The 17,067-nt window shown below is 62.0% G+C and carries 13 protein-coding genes; 4 read left to right on the forward strand and 9 right to left on the reverse strand.

The annotated features are described in order from the left end of the window. Positions 1 to 3: 3 nt before the first annotated feature. From edd to rimO, 5 genes are all read right to left on the reverse strand, one after another. Entirely contained in the window at positions 4 to 1,818 is a 1,815-nt protein-coding gene (gene edd / locus CVE41_RS10150) for a phosphogluconate dehydratase (protein WP_100260539.1), read from the reverse strand. Continuing rightward, positions 1,811 to 3,259, reverse strand: coding sequence for a glucose-6-phosphate dehydrogenase (gene zwf / locus CVE41_RS10155; RefSeq protein WP_100260540.1), 1,449 nt, complete (start codon positions 3,257 to 3,259; stop codon positions 1,811 to 1,813). Before zwf ends, edd begins: the two co-directional genes overlap by 8 nt. A gap of 83 nt (positions 3,260 to 3,342) precedes the next feature. Beyond that, positions 3,343 to 4,149 carry a transglutaminase-like domain-containing protein gene (locus CVE41_RS10160; protein ID WP_100261486.1) on the reverse strand — a complete coding sequence of 269 codons (807 nt, stop codon included), beginning with the start codon at positions 4,147 to 4,149 and terminating at the stop codon, positions 3,343 to 3,345. A 233-nt stretch (positions 4,150 to 4,382) separates the two neighbouring features. After that, positions 4,383 to 6,728 carry an EAL domain-containing protein gene (locus tag CVE41_RS10165; protein WP_100260541.1) on the reverse strand — a complete coding sequence of 782 codons (2,346 nt, stop codon included), beginning with the start codon at positions 6,726 to 6,728 and terminating at the stop codon, positions 4,383 to 4,385. A gap of 250 nt (positions 6,729 to 6,978) precedes the next feature. After that, entirely contained in the window at positions 6,979 to 8,352 is a 1,374-nt protein-coding gene (gene rimO / locus CVE41_RS10170; RefSeq protein ID WP_100260542.1) for a 30S ribosomal protein S12 methylthiotransferase RimO, read from the reverse strand. 50 nt (positions 8,353 to 8,402) lie between these two features. Here rimO and CVE41_RS10175 point away from each other — a divergent pair, with 50 nt between their 5' ends. Continuing rightward, complete coding sequence (locus CVE41_RS10175; protein ID WP_100260543.1) at positions 8,403 to 8,771, forward strand: DUF1761 domain-containing protein; 369 nt, start codon at positions 8,403 to 8,405, stop codon at positions 8,769 to 8,771. Here the strand turns inward: CVE41_RS10175 and CVE41_RS10180 are convergent, their stop codons facing one another. The 3 genes from CVE41_RS10180 to serS all read right to left on the reverse strand — a co-directional run bounded on the left by CVE41_RS10180 (position 8,772) and on the right by serS (position 12,162). Next, positions 8,772 to 9,866 carry a potassium channel family protein gene (locus CVE41_RS10180; RefSeq protein ID WP_232725856.1) on the reverse strand — a complete coding sequence of 365 codons (1,095 nt, stop codon included), beginning with the start codon at positions 9,864 to 9,866 and terminating at the stop codon, positions 8,772 to 8,774. It lies immediately after the preceding gene. Between the two features lie 74 nt (positions 9,867 to 9,940). Further along, positions 9,941 to 10,705, reverse strand: coding sequence for a 5'/3'-nucleotidase SurE (surE, locus tag CVE41_RS10185; RefSeq protein ID WP_100260545.1), 765 nt, complete (start codon positions 10,703 to 10,705; stop codon positions 9,941 to 9,943). Continuing rightward, positions 10,702 to 12,162: a serine--tRNA ligase gene (gene serS / locus CVE41_RS10190; RefSeq protein ID WP_100260546.1), complete on the reverse strand. Its 1,461-nt coding sequence runs from the start codon at positions 12,160 to 12,162 to the stop codon at positions 10,702 to 10,704. Before serS ends, surE begins: the two co-directional genes overlap by 4 nt. Before the next feature lie 130 nt (positions 12,163 to 12,292). On the opposite strand from serS, the gene CVE41_RS10195 reads away from it, so the two are divergent. Continuing rightward, the gene (locus CVE41_RS10195) at positions 12,293 to 13,597 is read left to right on the forward strand and encodes a sulfotransferase family protein (protein ID WP_232725647.1); all 1,305 of its coding nucleotides are present in this window, start codon (positions 12,293 to 12,295) and stop codon (positions 13,595 to 13,597) included. 62 nt (positions 13,598 to 13,659) lie between these two features. Here the strand turns inward: CVE41_RS10195 and CVE41_RS10200 are convergent, their stop codons facing one another. After that, positions 13,660 to 15,984 carry a TonB-dependent receptor gene (locus CVE41_RS10200; RefSeq protein WP_100260548.1) on the reverse strand — a complete coding sequence of 775 codons (2,325 nt, stop codon included), beginning with the start codon at positions 15,982 to 15,984 and terminating at the stop codon, positions 13,660 to 13,662. 120 nt (positions 15,985 to 16,104) lie between these two features. Here CVE41_RS10200 and CVE41_RS10205 point away from each other — a divergent pair, with 120 nt between their 5' ends. Continuing rightward, positions 16,105 to 16,716 (forward strand): TetR/AcrR family transcriptional regulator, encoded by a 612-nt coding sequence (locus CVE41_RS10205; protein ID WP_100260549.1) that lies wholly within the window; start codon positions 16,105 to 16,107, stop codon positions 16,714 to 16,716. Between the two features lie 54 nt (positions 16,717 to 16,770). Next, a complete protein-coding gene (locus CVE41_RS10210) occupies positions 16,771 to 17,031 on the forward strand; it encodes a hypothetical protein (RefSeq protein ID WP_157799478.1) in 261 nt (86 codons plus the stop codon). Positions 17,032 to 17,067: the final 36 nt, after the last annotated feature.

Consider the following 17,067-nt stretch of genomic DNA (forward strand, 5'->3'; position numbering starts at 1 on the left):
ATCCTACAATCCTGCCATTGCGAGCATCGATGAAGCGCCTTGTTCCGCGCCGTCGGAATTGGCGCGGAACATGGCATAGAATTCGCGGCCCATGCCCATGTCGGGCGCAGGCTCGTGCGCGGCTTCCCGGCTGCCGAGATCGGCCGTAGTCGACAGCGTGCCGGCCTCCGCACAGACCTTGACGATGTCGCCGTCACGCAGTTTGGCCAGCGGTCCACCGCCCAGTGCTTCGGGTGTGCAGTGGATTGCCGCGGGGACTTTCCCGCTGGCGCCGCTCATCCGGCCATCGGTGACGAGCGCCACCCGGTACCCACGGTCCTGGAGAACGCCGAGGGCAGGGGTGAGCTTATGCAGCTCTGGCATGCCATTGGCGCGCGGACCCTGGAAGCGGACCACCACGACCACATCCTTGTCGAGTTCGCCCTTCTTGAAGGCCTCATTGACCGAATGCTGGTCTTCGAAAACGCGGCACGGCGCCTCGATGGTCCAGCGCTCGCGTTCGACGGCGGACGATTTGAAACAGGCACGTCCGAGATTGCCCTCGACGAGGCGCATGCCGCCGTCGGACTGGAAGGGATCGGATGCGGGGCGCAGCATTTCCGTGTCCCCGCTCGGGCCCGGATCGCGCCATGTCAGCTCTTCGCCATCCATTCCCGGTTCGCGCGAATAGGCTTCGAAACCCCCGTCCCAGACGGTGAGAATGTCTGCGTGGGCAAGCCCCTCGTCGAGCAGTGTGCCGATTACGTAACCCATGCCGCCTGCGTCGTGGAAATGGTTCACATCGCCCGACCCGTTGGGATAGACGCGCGCGACCAGCGGCACGGCGCTGGAAAGTTCGGCAAGATCGCTCCAGTCGAAACGGATGCCGGCGGCCCGCGCCATGGCGGGAATATGGATCGCGTGATTGGTGGATCCGCCCGTCGCGAGGAGGCCGATTGCAGCGTTGATGATGGCTTTCTCGTCGACGACTCGTGACAGCGGACGGAAGTCGTCCCCTTCCTTGCGGATCGCGGCGAGCCGGTGCGTGGCGGAACGCGTGAGTTCCTGACGCAGCTTGGCGCCCGGCGGAACGAAGGCCGCGCCCGGAACGTGCAGGCCCATCATCTCCATCATCATCTGATTGGAATTGGCGGTGCCGTAGAATGTGCAGGTGCCGGGCGAATGGTAGCTGCCCATCTCGCTCGCGAGGAGCTCGTCGCGCCCGACCTTGCCTTCTGCGTAAAGCTGGCGCGTGCGTTGCTTTTCCTTATTGGAAATGCCGGTGCCCATGGGACCCGAAGGCACGAAAATCGTCGGCAGGTGGCCGAAACGCAGGGCGCCCATCAGGAGGCCGGGAACGATCTTGTCGCAAATGCCGAGCAGGGCGACGCCGTCGTACATGGCGTGTGACAGGGCGACGATGGTGCTGAGCGCGATCGTGTCGCGGCTGAAGAGCGACAGTTCCATGCCGTCCTGCCCTTGCGTCACGCCATCGCACATGGCCGGCGTGCCGCCTGCGACCTGTGCCGTCGCGCCAACCTCGCGCGCCCAGATCTTCATGCGCTCGGGATAGCGGTGGTAGGGCTGGTGGGCGGACAGCATATCGTTGTAGGCGGTCACTATGCCGAGGTTCGGGCCTTGCGCCGCCTTGATGGCGTTCTGGTCGTCCTCTGCCCCGGCAAAAGCGTGGGCGAGGTTCGAGCAGGACAATGAATGGCGATCGACCTGGCGTTCGCCCTCGCGATCCATGAGGTCGAGATAGGCGGAGCGGCTGTCGCGCGAATTGGCAATCACGCGCTCCGTAACCCGGGTGATCGTATCGTTGAGCGGTTTAGTCATCGTGCCACGTCACCCCGTCGCGTTCGGCAAGCGCGATGGCCGCGCTGGGCCCCCATGAACCTGATGAATAGGTCTTGGGTTTCATATCGTTCTCTGCCCAGAGCGCGCGGATCTGGTCGATCCACTCCCATTGGGCTTCGACTTCGTCGCGGCGGACGAACAGCGTCTGGTCGCCTTCGATGAGGTCGAGGAGCAGCCGTTCGTAAGCGATGCGGCGCACGGTGTCGGAAAAGGCATCCGGCATCGCGATGTCGAGCGGCACGGGGCGCAAGCGCAACCCTTCGCGGCCCAGGCCCGGGACCTTCGCCATCATCGATAGCTGGATGTTTTCCTTCGGCTGGATTTCAATGACCAGCCTGTTCGGCTGCGTCACCGCGCCGCGTCCCTCGAAGATGGAGTGAGGGATACAGCGGAACTGGATAACGATTTCGGTGACGCGTTCGGGCAGGCGCTTGCCGTGCCTCAGGTAGAAGGGAACGCCGCGCCAGCGCCAGTTGTCGACATTCGCCTTGACCGCAACGAAGGTTTCCGTGTCGCTTTCCTTGCCCAGTTCCTCGTCGTAACCGGGCACGCTCTTCCCGTCGACGGCCCCGGCGCGGTACTGGCCGGTGACGACTTCGGACTGGGACACTTCGCGTAGGGCCCGGAGGACCTTGACCTTTTCATCGCGCACGGCAGTGGCATCGAAGCTCGTCGGCGGCTCCATCGCGACCAGCGCCAGCAGTTGCAGCATATGGTTCTGAACCATGTCGCGCAGGGCCCCGCTGTCGTCATAATAGGCGACGCGCGATTCCAGGCCCACTGTCTCCGCGACGGTGATCTGGACATGTTCGATATAGTTGGAATTCCAGACCGGCTCGAACAGGATATTGGCAAAACGCAGCGCCAGCAGGTTCTGGACAGTTTCCTTGCCGAGGTAATGATCGATGCGGAAAATGCGGTGTTCGGGGAAGGCCTTGGCCACCGCATCGTTGATCTCGCAGCTGCTGTCGAAATCGGTGCCGAGCGGCTTTTCCAGCGCGATGCGCGCATTGCCGCGGGTCAGGTCGACACGTTCGAGCCCGCTGATGGTCGGTTCGAACAGGCTGGGCGCGGTCGACAGGAAGATCGCCAGCCCATCATATTCGCCCACTTCCTCTGCAAGCTTGTCATAGCCTTCGGGCGTGGTCGCATCGACCGGGACGTAGCTCAGCCGGTTAAGGAAATCGGCCATGCCGCCGCGCCGGTGCTTGGGCAGGTACTTTTCCAGCGCTTCCCGCGCGAAGTTGCGGAACTCGTGGGTGCTCATCTCCGACCGGGCGGTGCAGACTATCCGCAGGTCCTGGTTAAGAAGGTTGTCGAAATTGAGCGCGCAAAGCGAAGGCAGGAGCATCCGCTGCGACAGGTCGCCGGTGGCTCCGAACAGGAGCAGGCGATCGGCGGTGAAGGCTAGCTCTGGCATGTACCGTCCATTGGCGGCTGTTCTCCCCTTTATCATTCAGTCGCCTATCAGGGCGCGCGATTGGGCGCCAGACAGGTGCATTCCTATTCTTGGTCGACGCGCGTAACGCTCACCGAACTGCGCTTGAAGTCGCTCATGCCGAAGGTGGTCAGAAAGCTTACGTCCGCAGCATCGCGGCCGATGCCGATCTTCACCGTCTCCGCCGGATCGGCCATTCCCGTCGCATCCACCAGTTGCCAGCTGCCGCCGCCCTCCATCTTGGGATCAGCCAGAAAGACCTCGGCTACCGCGTGGAAGTCCTGAGGATCGACGCCCGGCGCGTAACAGGCGACGTAGCGGGCAGGGATGGTACTTGCACGCGCCATGACGATCATCGTGTGGGCATAATCCCGGCAGATCCCGCGCCGTTCGACGAAGCTGTCGAGCGCGGTGGTCTGCGGTCCGGAAGAGCCGGGAGTGTAGGTGAAGTTCGAAGCTATCCAGTCGCGGATCGCGGCAATGCGCGCGCCGCCGGACGTGTTGCCGAATTCGTCCTCGACGAAGGTCTGGAACCGGTCGCTCGGGCAATAGCGGCTGTCGAACAGATACTCGACCGCTTCGCCAGGCAATTGGTGAGGGTGAAGGGCACCGCAAGCTGCGACGTCGGATACGTCGCGCATGATCTCGACCTCGGCCTCGTATTCGACTTCGAACAGGCCGTTGGCGCGGATCCAGATGCGTTCGCCGATATCGTCCTGCGCTCCGACGCGCGCTTCGTGGATGGCAGGGCTGAGCCGGGTGCGGGTCGAAAGGACACGCTGCTCCGGTATTGCGGCGGCCTCGAACTGCAGCAAGACGTCGGTCTCGCGTTCGAGTGAGAAGGCGAAGCTGCTTTCGATCCTGATGGGCATGAGGTGACAACGCAGCGGTGCCGACAATGTTTCAGGCGTGATGCGCGGTTCGATACCCCAAAAAAGAAAGGGCCCCGTGAGGAGCCCTTTCGAATACAATGCTAGCTAAAAGCATGCGTAGTTATTTGCTACGGCCGCCCATAAGCCAGCCCCAAAAATCCCACATGGTTTGCCTCCTGTTGTGGTTTCAACAGGAAGTAATCCATTAACTATGTCTGTTTGTAAAGAGTTAACTACGTTCCGGTCTGCGACCCCTCATAGGAATCCTGAAATTCCAACAGGTTAGTCAGCGACAATGGGCGGGCCAATGCATAGCCCTGGACGTATCGGCAGCCAATTTCGTTAAGGATTTGAAGGGTTTTCTCGTCTTCTGCCCCTTCCGCGACCACGGTGATTCGCGCAGCCTTGCCCATCTCGATAATACTGGACGCGATCGCCTTGGCCTTTTCGCTACGCGAAATAGAATCGACGAAAAGACGGTCGATTTTCAGCTCATCGAACGGAAGTCCGTAAAACGTTTCGAAATTGGCGGCACCCACTCCAAAATCATCCATCGAGATCTTCAGTCCCAGCAATTTCAATTCGTCGAGAATAGTTGCGGCCTTGGCAAGGTCCCCGATCCGAGCGGTCTCGGTAATTTCGAGGATCAGCGATCGCGGATCGAAGCCCGTCGCCTGCAGCGTGTTCCGCACGATGCCAACGATTCGCATATCGTTGAGCAAGGTGGCCGAGATGTTGACCGACATGGAGACGGCAGAACCGCGGAAATGCATCAGGCGTCCGGCATTGCAGGCAGTCTGGAGGACGTATCGCGTCAGGTGCTCCATGCGCCCGGCCTTTTCGGACTGGGCGATGAACTTGATCGGAGAAATAAATCCGCGTTCCGGATCATGCCAGCGCACCAGCGCTTCGACACCGGTGAGGGAGCCTGAGATCATGTCGATTTTCGGCTGGTAGACACAGTAGATCTCGCCGGCTTCCATGGCCGCGTCGATTCGCGCGCGGAGCGAAATGTCCCACAATTCGTCATGGTGCGAGGCGACCTGGGCGATCTTGATCGGTTCATGCGCCTCGGAAGTCTCTTCTGCTGCCGCGGCGGCCGCGGCGACCGAGTTGCGACCTGCCTCACCGATCGATGCGACGCCGAAAGTGATGCCGACGTCGACGCTTTCCGAGCCGACCTTGATCGGCGCGGCGAATATCGCGCGCAAGCCTTCGAGATGTTCGATCAGGCGGCCAGTATCGCGTTCGGTCGAGTGCCAGGCGAGGAAGTGCCCATCGATATAGATGGCCAGTTCCTGGTCGGCTGCCCGAAGGCGGTCGACGAGGCGCAAGATGTAACTGGAGCGCTCGGCCGAACCTAGCGTCTTCAAAACTTGCTCCAAGCCTTGGAGGCGTGCCACGACGATGTGTCCGGTGCGCAGGAAGTTTTGTGATACGGCCCGATCGAGAACGCGAAGTTTCTCCAACCCTGTATCATTGTCGATATTGGCGACCCGCAGTCGCCACCGTGCGCGAGAGCGTTGTGCTGCGAACGCAAAAACAAGAGCGCCTGCATATGCGAGTTCGGTGCGTACCCCGAAATACGCTCCAGCAAACAAAACGCCGGGGAGAGCCAAGGCGATCGCTACGTATGCGATCCGGCGGACTTTCTTAAGACGTGCGAACAAGACCGTGGCTGCGATAGCCGCCGCAAAGAGAAGTGTGAGTGGCAACCCGCCGACAAATCCATTGCGCCCCGACTTGAAGGTTTCGGCAGCGTAGATTGCCGGATAGCTCGGCGGGGCGTTGTACTTGCCTGGGATCGAAACGGGCTCAGTCGACTTGGAAGTCGAAGGACCGATAACGACATGCTTTTCTTTAAGGCTCGCCAGCGAAGTGTTGCCATCTACAACGTTGCGAAGACGAAACGCCGGTATCAGGTCGGGATCGAAACCGTAATCGATCTGCACAATACCGGTCGGCGCCTTGGGTTCTTGCGCGAGAGCGACCGCAAATGGCGCAGGCGCGTTTGCGGCTCGGTCAGCGCCGCGAACGGTCCACTGATATCCCATCCATGTGGTCGACCTGTCGGTAATAACGCGACCGCCAGCCCCTTCGAAAATCGGATTGGAGCGAAGTAGTTCTTCCTCCCCGTTGAGGGCCGGTTTTATCTGGTCGACAAGAACCAAGTCTTCGCCGAAATCTGCAATTGCCGCAGCGAGCTCCGCATCGGCGTCGGGACTGTCTCCTTCGTGAAGAACGAAATCCAGATAGACTTTCGCAACTTCCGCATCCCTAAGGCGGCGGAGGCCTTCGACAAGCTGTTTGCGCTCAGTGGCCGTCAACCGTCCATCTACTTCCGCACTCGATCCGACGAATACGATTTCTCCGGAAGGTTGCTGGTTGGCGACCCTCGACTGGATCATCCAGAGAAACTGATCCACCGGAACCAGCATCATCGTTGCAAGCATGACGAACGCCACCGCACCCGACCAGAGCAGGTGTTGCAGGCGCTTCAGGCGACCTTCGGATCGTTTGCCCGAAGGCTTCCGATCACGCGGTCCCGGCACCGGGGCGAGGGCGGTTTTCTCGTCCATCGCCTGCCCCTATGGGGCGATTAATCTTAAGAATGTTTCAACGGCGCGGCGGATTTCTGCGGGTGACGCAGGGATACTGCCCGTTTCGATGGTTAAGGGCGCTTAAGGGGCTAGCGTTAACGACTGCGCCGCTTATCCGGCGTTGCGCAACGCCCGCCGCCCAAAGAAGTTACGCAAAAGCGGTGGTTTGCATTGGAATCTGTCGGCCGGCTAAAATCTTAAATTCCGGCATTCAAGCGCGGCCCAGAATTTACGAAATGACGCCGAAAAGGTCGTGCTCGTCCGCATCCTCGATTTTCGCGGATACGATTGCGCCGGGAGAAAGGTCCTGCGGAACGTTGCGCAGGTAGACAGCGCCATCGATTTCAGGGGCGTCGGCCTGGCTTCGGCCAGTGGCTCCGACATCGCCGTCTTCGTCGGGCAAGCCGACCTCGTCGATGATGACCGGAAGCGTGCGTCCGACCTTGGCCTGGAGCTTCTCCGCGCTGATGCGGGCGGTCACTTCCATGATCCGCGTGTAGCGCTCTTCCTTCACTTCTTCGGGGACGGGATCGGGGAGGGCATTGGCCTGAGCGCCCTCCACGGGCTCGAAACGAAATGCGCCCACGCGGTCGAGCTGCGCTTCTTCGAGCCAGTCCAGCAGGTACTGGAAATCCTCTTCGGTTTCGCCGGGGAAGCCGACGACGAAGCTGGAACGCACCACTATGTCGGGACAGATGGAACGCCAGTTCTTCAGCCGGTCGAGCACCTTTGCCTCGTTGGCCGGGCGCTTCATGGCGCGCAGCACCTTCGGGCTCGCATGCTGGAAGGGAATGTCGAGATAGGGCGTCAGGAGTCCCTCGGCCATCAGCGGGATGACCGCATCGACGTGCGGATAGGGATAGACATAGTGCAGCCGGACCCATGGCGGCATCCCGCCGCCGATATCCAGCTGGCCAAGTTCGCGCGCCAGGTCCGTCATGTGCGCGCGGACGGGATTGCCCTTCCACTGGCGCTCTTCGTGCCGCGTGTCGACACCGTAAGCCGAGGTGTCCTGGCTGATGACCAGCAATTCCTTCGTCCCTGCTGCGACCAGTTTTTCGGCCTCGCGCAGCACGGCATCGATCCGGCGGCTGGCAAGTTTGCCGCGCAAGTCAGGGATGATGCAGAAGGCGCAGGAGTGGTTGCAGCCCTCCGAGATCTTCAGATAGCTGTAATGGCGCGGCGTGAGTTTCACATCGGGCTGCGGGATCAGGTCGATGAAAGGCCCCTGGCTCGGCGGGGCGTGTTCGTGCACCGCTTCGACCACCTGCTCGTACTGATGCGCGCCCGTCACTGCGAGGACGCTGGGATGCGCGGCGCGAATGACGTCAGCCTCTTCGCCCATGCAGCCGGTCACGATCACGCGACCATTCTCTGCAATCGCCTCGCCGATCGCCTGAAGGCTTTCCTCCTTCGCGCTGTCGAGAAAGCCGCACGTGTTCACCAGCACCACGTCGGCACCGGCGTAATCGGGGCTCATCGCATAGCCATCGGCGCGCAGACGCGTGAGGATGCGCTCGCTGTCGACGAGGGCCTTGGGACATCCGAGGGAAACCATGCCGACCTTTTTCTGGTCGGGGATCGATGAGGTTGTGCTGGTCATGATTGGGCGGCCCTCTACACCAACCCTGCGATGCGCGCTAGGAGGGACGAATGGGACCTGTAAATTGGATTGCCGTCGGAGCGGGCTGGGCAGTTGCGGCGCTGTTGGGCGTGGCATTCTATGGCCGGAAGGCGCTGCCGGGCGAAAAGCTCGGACTGCACCTGCTCGCCGCCATCCTGCTTGCGGTCAGTGCGGCAATGATCGGGCACATGCTTGCGCGAGTCGGTGTTGCGACCCTGCAGGCCAAGCCCTGGCTCTACTTCATGATGACCGGCGGGCTTGCTCTGACCTTCATCGGACCGGCGCTCGTCATCACTGCCGTGCGCCGCGAGGGCGAGCTGCGCGAAGCGCTGTTCGACTGGTCGTACTGGCTAGTCGCCTATCTCGCGATCGGCGGGGTTTTCCTGCTGCTGGACTGATCAGGCTTCTTCGCGCCGGCGGTCGTCGGCCACGTGGCCGTCGCCTTTCCTCTCGCCATTGGGAGTGGCGATGATCTCGACGATGATGTCGCCCTTCTGCAGGTTCTGGCATTCGTCTTCCCAGAAACCGATCGCGCGCCCGTCGCGGTAGACGCGCAGGCCCCGGCCACCGGTCGTGAGGTCGCCGATCGCGCAGCCGCATTCCTCTTCGGTCACTTCGCGTTCGACCAGCTGGACCCGGCCCGAAACAGACGCGAGATCGGCGAGATATTCCGCGATGTGTTCTCCCTTCGCCGATCCTGCCAGCAGCAGGCCGGTGAAGCGGACCGGGTTGATCACGTTGTTCGCGCCCGCCTGACGCGCGAGCGATTCGTTATCGTCCGCACGCACGACGACGCTGATCGGAACGTCGGGTGCGAGCGCACGCACCGTCAGCACGATCAGGATCGAGGTATCGTCGCGGCCCGCGGAAACGAGGACGTTTTGCGCTTCCGATATGCGCACTGCCTTGAGCGTCGTGTCGCGCGTTGCGTCGGCAGCCATGATGTTGCAGCCAAGCGCTTCCGCATCGGCGAGACGTTCCTCGCTCGGGTCGATGACGACGATGCAGGAGGGGTCGGTGCCGCGCTCGATCAGTTCCGCGACCGATTCAGAACCGGAAATGCCATAGCCCAGGACCACGATGTGGTCCGAAAGCTGTTCCTGGATGCGGGCCATGCGCCATTTCTCCCAGCTGCGCTTGATGATGAAATTGTAGGCCGTGCCCACGAAGATGAAAAACACTGCAAACCGGATCGGTGTCACGATAACGGCCTCCACCAGTCGCGCCCGGTCCGAGATCGGGGCGATATCGCCGAAGCCCGTCGTCGTGATCGAGATCATGGTGAAATAGATCACGTCGAGGAAACTGACTTCCCCGTCGAGATTGTCGACCAGTCCTTCGCGGTCCCACCAGTGGACCATGACCACGATGCCGATAAGGAAAAGCGCCAGGCCCAGCCTGATGCCAAGATCTCCCCATACAGGAATTTTCACCGCTCGGCGCAAGGGTTTGAACCGCGGACCGCGGTATGTCCGCGGGCTCTTGTCCGGCATGATCCGGTCGATCTGCTTTTGCCTGCTCATTCAAAACAGTAGGTGGGCGAGCGCGGCAGGACGGTCAAGACCGCTTAGCTTTCATAGCGTTCGCCCAACGCGCCGAGCGAGGCGTGATGGGTGAGGTCGAGATGTAGCGGAGTGACCGAAACGAAGCCTTCCTCGATGGCTTCGAGATCGGTCCCGTGGTCCAGCGTGTGCTCGATCGGATCGAGGCCGAACCAGAAATATTCGAAGCCGCGCGGGTCGCGCCCTTCGACCACCGTGCCGCGCGAATAGTCGTGAAAGCCCTGCCGCGTCGCACGGATACCGCGCACTTCGCTGCCCGGGCGCGGCGGGAAGTTGATGTTGACGAGCGTGCGCTTGGGCAGGGGCGTGTCGAGCAGCGGCGCAAGGACGCGCTCGCCCCATTCCACGGCCGCACCGAACTGGACGCCATTGCCGAGCCCTTCCTTGGCGTAGACCTGGCTGAGCGCGATGGAGCGGATGCCGGCCAGCGCCCCTTCGATGGCCGCCGATACCGTCCCCGAATAGGTGATGTCGTCGCCAAGGTTCGCCCCGCGATTGACGCCGGACAGGATCAGGTCGGGCGGTCCGTCCATGACCTTGCGCAGGCCCATGGTGACGGAATCGGTGGGCGTGCCGGTCACGGAAAAGCGCCTGTCGTCGTGCTTGCGCAGGCGCACGGGCCGCGTCAGCGTGAGCGCGTGGCCCATGCCCGACTGTTCCTCGTCGGGAGCGCAGATCCAGATGTCGTCGGAAAACTTGCGCGCGATGCCCTCGAGCACTTCGAGGCCCGCTGCGCGGATGCCGTCGTCATTGGTAAGAAGGATCCTCATGCTGCAGGTTCCAGCTTGGTGACGCCGCCCATGTAGGGGGCGAGGGCTTCGGGCACGGTGACGCTGCCGTCTTCGTTCTGGTAATTCTCCATGACCGCGACCAGCGTGCGGCCGACCGCGAGGCCCGAGCCGTTGAGTGTGTGGAGGAAGCGGGTCTTCTTCTCGCCTTCGGGACGATAGCGCGCATTCATGCGGCGCGCCTGGAATTCGCCCGTGTTCGAGCAGGAGGAAATCTCGCGGTAGGCACCCTGTCCGGGCAGCCAGACTTCAAGATCGAAGGTCTTGCGCGCACCGAAGCCCATGTCGCCGACACACAGCAGCATCTTGCGATAGGGAAGCTCCAGCGCCTCGAGGATGCCCTCGGCACACCGGGTCATGCGCTCGTGCTCGGCCTCGCTGTCTTCCGGGCGGCAGATGCTGACCATCTCGACCTTTTCGAACTGGTGCTGGCGGATGAACCCGCGCGTGTCCTTGCCTGCAGAGCCCGCTTCGCTGCGGAAGCACAGCGTATGGGCGGTAAGGCGGATGGGTTCGACCGGTTCTGGAATGATCTGGTCTGCGACCGAGGCGGTCAGCGGGACTTCCGAGGTTGGGATGAGCCATTGACCTGGGATGATTGAGCTCAATTCGTTCGAATCGACTTGCCAGATATCCTCGACCTCAGGGTCAGAGAAGTCATTGTGCTCTTCGAAAGCTTCCATGGGGACCACAAATTTCGTCCCCACGTTAGACATATCGAGCTTACTGATATCAACACGACCATTGGTTTTCGGTAATGGCGGAGGCGTCCGGTAAGTTTGAAAACTATCGTCAGCAAACTTGGGCAGCTTGTCAGTGCCGTACATGGCATCGTCGTTGACCAGCACCGGCGGATTGCATTCGGTATAGCCGTTCTCGCGCGTTTGCTTGTCGAGCATGAACTGGGCAAGCGCGCGGTGAAGGCGGGCCATGTCGCCGCGCAGGAAGGTGAAGCGCGCACCCGACAGCTTGGCGCCGGTTTCGAAGTCCATGCCGAGCGCAGGGCCGATATCGGCGTGTTCCTTTGGCTCGAAAGCGAAATCGCGCTTGTCGCCCCAGCGCGAGACTTCGACATTGTCGTCCTCGTCTTCGCCTTCCGGCACATCGTCGGCGGGAAGGTTCGGCAGCCGGGCCAAGAGGTCGTCGAGCTCGGCGCCGGCTTCGCGTTCGGCCTGTTCCCATTCGGGCATCGAAGCCTTGATTTCGGCCACTTCAGCCTTCAGCGCCTCGGCCTTGTCCTTGTCGCCCTGGCCCATCGCCTGGCCGATTGCCTTGGAGGCTTCGTTGCGGCGGCTCTGCGCTTCCTGGACCCGCGTCTGCGCCTCGCGCTTGCGGGCGTCGAGGGCGAGGATGCGGTCGGATACGGCTTCTCCGCCGCGCCTGGTCATGGCGGCATCGAAGTCGGACGGATTGGCTCTGATAAAGGCGATGTCGTGCATGGTGCGCGCTATGCCGCCTGCGCGCCGCCTTGGCCAGTGAGGAAAAGAGCGGGCACCCATCCTGATCTCGTACATTGAAGCATCTATGGCCGCACCCGATGCGCCCACGCCGAAAGAGAGGCCGAGACACTTGCAAAACCAGCCGCTTACGCCGCCCCGCCGCACACGTTTCATCGATGTAGCCGACGCGGCGATCCGGGCAGGGCGCAAGGTCGGCCTCGTCGATCCCGCGCGGCTGGAGCCGGATTTCCTGATCGAACAGGTGAGCGAAGCCTATGGATCGGACGATTTCGGCGATCGCTGGTTCGAGGGCGCGCTGGAGGTGCTGCTCGATTCGACGAAAGTCGAAGCAAGACTGAACGCGGCCGGCGACTTCTCCGCCATGAAGACGATCCACCACCTGCTGCGCGACCGGCTCTATGCGCAGCAATGGTTCGACCGGCACCCGGAAATCCTGGCGCGGCCAATCAGGAACCCGGTCGTGATCGTCGGCCCGATGCGCTCGGGGACCACCCGGATGCATCGCCTTCTGGCAAGCGACCAGAGGTTCGCGCACCTGCGCAGTTTCGAGACGATCAGCCCTGTCCCGCGTCCGGGTTTCGAGGAGGTCATGGCAGGAGAGGCGGAGGACTTCCGGCCCAAGCTGGCCGCGCGCATCATGAAGGTCGCCCGGCTCGCCAATCCGCGCACCCTGTCGATCCATCCCACCGGCCCGTTCGAGCCGGAAGAGGAACTCGGCCTGATCGCCGCAAGCATGTACGGCATGAAATTCGAGGCGCAGTGGCGCATCCCGACCTTTGCCAGGTGGAGCGAGGCGGAATCGGCGGTCCCGGCTTACCGGCACATGGCGAACCTGTTGCGCCTCATCGGATGGTCGCAGCAGGAAAGCTCGCTGCGGCCGTGGATCCTCAAGACCCCGCAGCACATGCTGGACTTGCCCGCCTTGCTGGAAGTGTTCCCCGATGCGAGGCTGATCTTCACGCATCGCGACCCGCAATCGATCGTCGGCAGCGCCGCCTCGCTCGCATGGAACCAGACAATTATCTATTCGGACGATGTTTCACCCGATGAAATCGGGCGTGAGTGGCTGCGTAAGACCGAGCTAATGATATCCCGCATGCGCGACGCGCGCGACGCAATACCGCGCGATAGAATGATCGACGTCCAGTTCGATGCCATGGACCGCGACTGGCGCGGGACAATGGAGCGGGTCTACGATTTCCTCGGTTTCGACATCACTCCGGCCGTGCCGGGGATGGAGGCATTCCTCGCCCGTTCCGCTGCGCAAAAGAGGACGCCGCACCAGTATTCGCTTGCCGAGTTCGGTCTGGAAGCCGGCCAGGTTTACGAACGGCTTGGTGATTATGTTCGCACCTATGGGATTGCCGTCGACCACCCCCGTGCGACAACCGGAGCGGCCATCGCCGCTGGATAGGTAGAAGGCGGCGATCCGGTTTCCCGGTCGCCGCCTTCCTGGGAGAGCTGGTTGCTCGGTGCTCAGTATTCGAAGGTGAGCGTTGCGAAGACCTGCCGCGGATTGCCGTAGAACGCAGTCAGCGTTCCGTCGGGGCCCAGCGTGGGGATCGGGAATCCGTTGGTTCCGTTCTGGATTTCGCCGGTCTCCGGGTCGGTCAGGACGAAAGTATAACCGCTCGTCTTGTATTCCTTGTCGAGCAGGTTCTTGCCGTAGAGCCCGATGCTCCAGTTGCCGCCCGGCGCGGTCCATTTCACGCTCGCATCTACGAGAGCGTAGCCGTCCTGGTCGAGATAGGGGTTCGGAATTTCGAACTGGCTCACCTTGCTGCGATAGGAGACCGTTGCGCCCAGGTAGAGATCGCCGCTGCCCAGATCGGCATCGTAGCTGGCGGTCAGGCTGCCGGTGAACTCGGGCGTGTTCTGGACGACGCGGAAGTCGGCAACATCGGTGGGAGTGCCGCCGATATCGGTGATATATTCGTCGTATTCCGCGTCGATATAGCCGAGCGAGCCCGACAGGCCGAAGCCGCCGCCGAAGCGCGCGTTTGCTTCCAGTTCGAGACCCTTGAAGGTGGCTTTACCCGCGTTCGACACAACACCGCAGAAGCTCGGCAGGCCGCCAACTTCGCAGGCAACCGAACCCGGGATCTGCACATCGGTGTAGTCCGCGTAGAAGGCAGCAGCCGCGATGTTCAGAATGCCGAGGCTGCCTTTGTAGCCCACTTCGTAGCTGTCGACCTCTTCCGGGGCGAAGCTGAGGAAATCGGCCACTTCGGCGTCGGTCGGTGCACCGGTAATGGCTGCCGGAGCATTCGCCCCGACGCCGCGCGGATCGAAGCCACCGCCCTTGAAGCCCTTGGAATAGCTGGCGTAAATGTTGTGATCGGGCGTCGGCATGAAGCTGATCGAGGCGCGCGGGGTGAATTTCTTGAATTCCCTGCTGCCGTCGAAATCGGTCGAAGGCCCGCCGAATGGCACGCCTGCGCCGCCGAAGATCGGCGAGCCGCCGCCAAGATAATTCTGGCGCAGGATGCTGGCGCTACGCTCATCCCAGGTATAGCGGCCACCCAGAGACAGGCTGAGCTGATCGGTGAAGTCGAAGGTGAAGTCCCCGAAGATTGCATAGGTTTCGGTGTCGACTTCCGCTTGCGTGTAAGCCGTCAGGCCCGGGAAAGTGGTGAAGATGCGCACGTCGAACAGCGTGTCGGCCTTCGCATCGAGATAGTAGAAGCCGAGCAGGCCGGACAGCGCTCCGCCATCGTCCCACAAGAGCTGGAATTCCTGGCTCAGCTGCTCGTTGAGATAGGCGCCGGGCACGTCGAGATCGACCACCGGAAGTGCATCGAAATCGATCGGCGTATAGCTGTCGTCCTTGCGCCATGCGGAGATCGAACGAAGCGTCAGCGCGTCCGACAATTCCATCTCGGCGTGGAGCGAAATCCCGTAGCTTTCGACGTCCTGTTCCGGATCGTTCAACGCTCCGCGCGTGTCGAACACGTTGTCGAGGATCGGCGCGCCCGAAGCGAGGCCGGGGATGAGGCGCGTACCACCGCGGGGGAGGGACTTGTCCTTGGTGTAGTCGCCCTGAAGGCGAATGAAGCCGGGCTCGTCATAGCCGCCGACTTCCAGGCTGAGCCGTCCGGCCCAGATATCCTTGTTGTAGTTCTCGAGCCCCGTAGTGAGGTTGTCGCCGAACCCGCCGCGCGACAGGCGTGCGAGCGAGCCGCCGATACGCACCATGTCGCCCATCGGAACGGAAGCGGTCACGACGCCCTCTGCCTGGTCATACGTGCCATAGGTGGCGCGCGCCTTGAACGAGGGTTCGAGCGGCAGCCGCTTGGTCACGTATTTGACGGCACCGCCGATTGTGTTGCGTCCGTAAAGGGTTCCCTGCGGGCCGCGCAGGATCTCGATCCGCTCGACGTCGTAGATATCGAGCACCGCCGCCTGTGGTCGGTTCAGGTAAACGTCGTCGAGATAGATGCCGACGCCCTGCTCGAAGCCCGATACGGGATCCTGCTGGCCAATGCCGCGAATGAAGGCAGACAGGGTGGAGTTGGTAGCGCGGCTGGCTTCCAGCGTTACGTTGGGGACCGCCTGCGCGATGTCGGTGATATCCAGCGCGCCGCGCTCTTCAAGAGATTCGCCCGAGAAGGCTGAAACGGCGATCGGCACATCGATCAGACGTTCTTCGCGGCGGCGGGCAGTAACGACGATCACGTCCTCGCTCTCGTCGATCTCTGCAACGGCATCCGTTTCCGACTGGGCCGAAGCGGGCGTAGCGAGTGCCGCGCAAGCGACACCAGTCATCAATGCTGCCGTCAGGCGCACGGGGTGAAAATGCATTTCGGAACCTCCCTCATAATCTCTCGACATGAGCAATATTGAAAACTGAACCACCTTTCAAGTTTAATCTTGCGTTATGCCGGGCAGACGGGGTAGCGAGGGATAAGGGAGGCAGTTTGGATGGACCGCGAAACGATCGAGAGCCCCAAGGTTCCGCGCACCGAAAGGGGGCGCAAAACCCAGCGCAAACTGCTGGATGCGGCGGCCATCGAATTCGGTGAGCGCGGCTTCCACGATGCGTCGATCAGCTCGATCACGCGCCGGGCAGGTGTGGCACTCGGCTCTTTCTACACCTATTTCGACAGCAAGGATGCGATCTTCCGTGCGCTTGTGCTCGACATGAGCGACGCGGTGAAATCCGCAGCGCGCGACGCCATCGCGGACGAGACCGACCCGCTCGCGATAGAGCGTGCGGCGCTTGGCGGGTTCCTGCGCTTTGCCAGCGAACACAAGGAAATCTACCGCATCATCGACGAGGCGGAATTCGTCGATCCGGAAAGCTACCGGGCCCATTACGAGACGATCGGCGAACGAATCGCACAGCGCCTGAAAGACGGAGCGCAGGTGGGTGTGATGCGGTCGGATCTGGGCGAGGTCGAGGCCTGGGCCCTGATGGGGATGAATGTGTTCCTAGGGCTGCGTTATGCCATCTGGAACAGGCAGGGCGATCCCGATCCCGAAACGGTGGCCAAGGCTGCCAATACCTTGCTTGCAAAGGGAATAGAGGCCTGACCCCCCGGAACACGAGCCGTCTCTGACCGTTATATGGACAAAGGAGACACGAATATGATTGGCAAGGTTATCGGCGCCTATATGGGCGACAGGCTTGCGAAGAAGACGTCCACCGGCATTGGCGGGGCAGGCGGTGCAGCGCTCGGCGTCATTGCAGCAGCCGCGCTGCGCAGGTTGAGCCTTCCGGCGATGATCGCGCTTGGTGCAGGTGGTTACATCGCCAAGAAGCTGTCGGAAAAGAACACCGGTACCGGCGATGCCGAACCGCAGACTATCAAGTCTGCGAAGGTGAAAAAGCCTGCCGAGGCAGCCTGAACCGCCTGAAATCGCCTTGTAGAAACGCCGTCCCGA

The organism is Qipengyuania seohaensis, assembly GCF_002795865.1.
In the GTDB taxonomy this organism is placed as follows: domain Bacteria; phylum Pseudomonadota; class Alphaproteobacteria; order Sphingomonadales; family Sphingomonadaceae; genus Qipengyuania; species Qipengyuania seohaensis.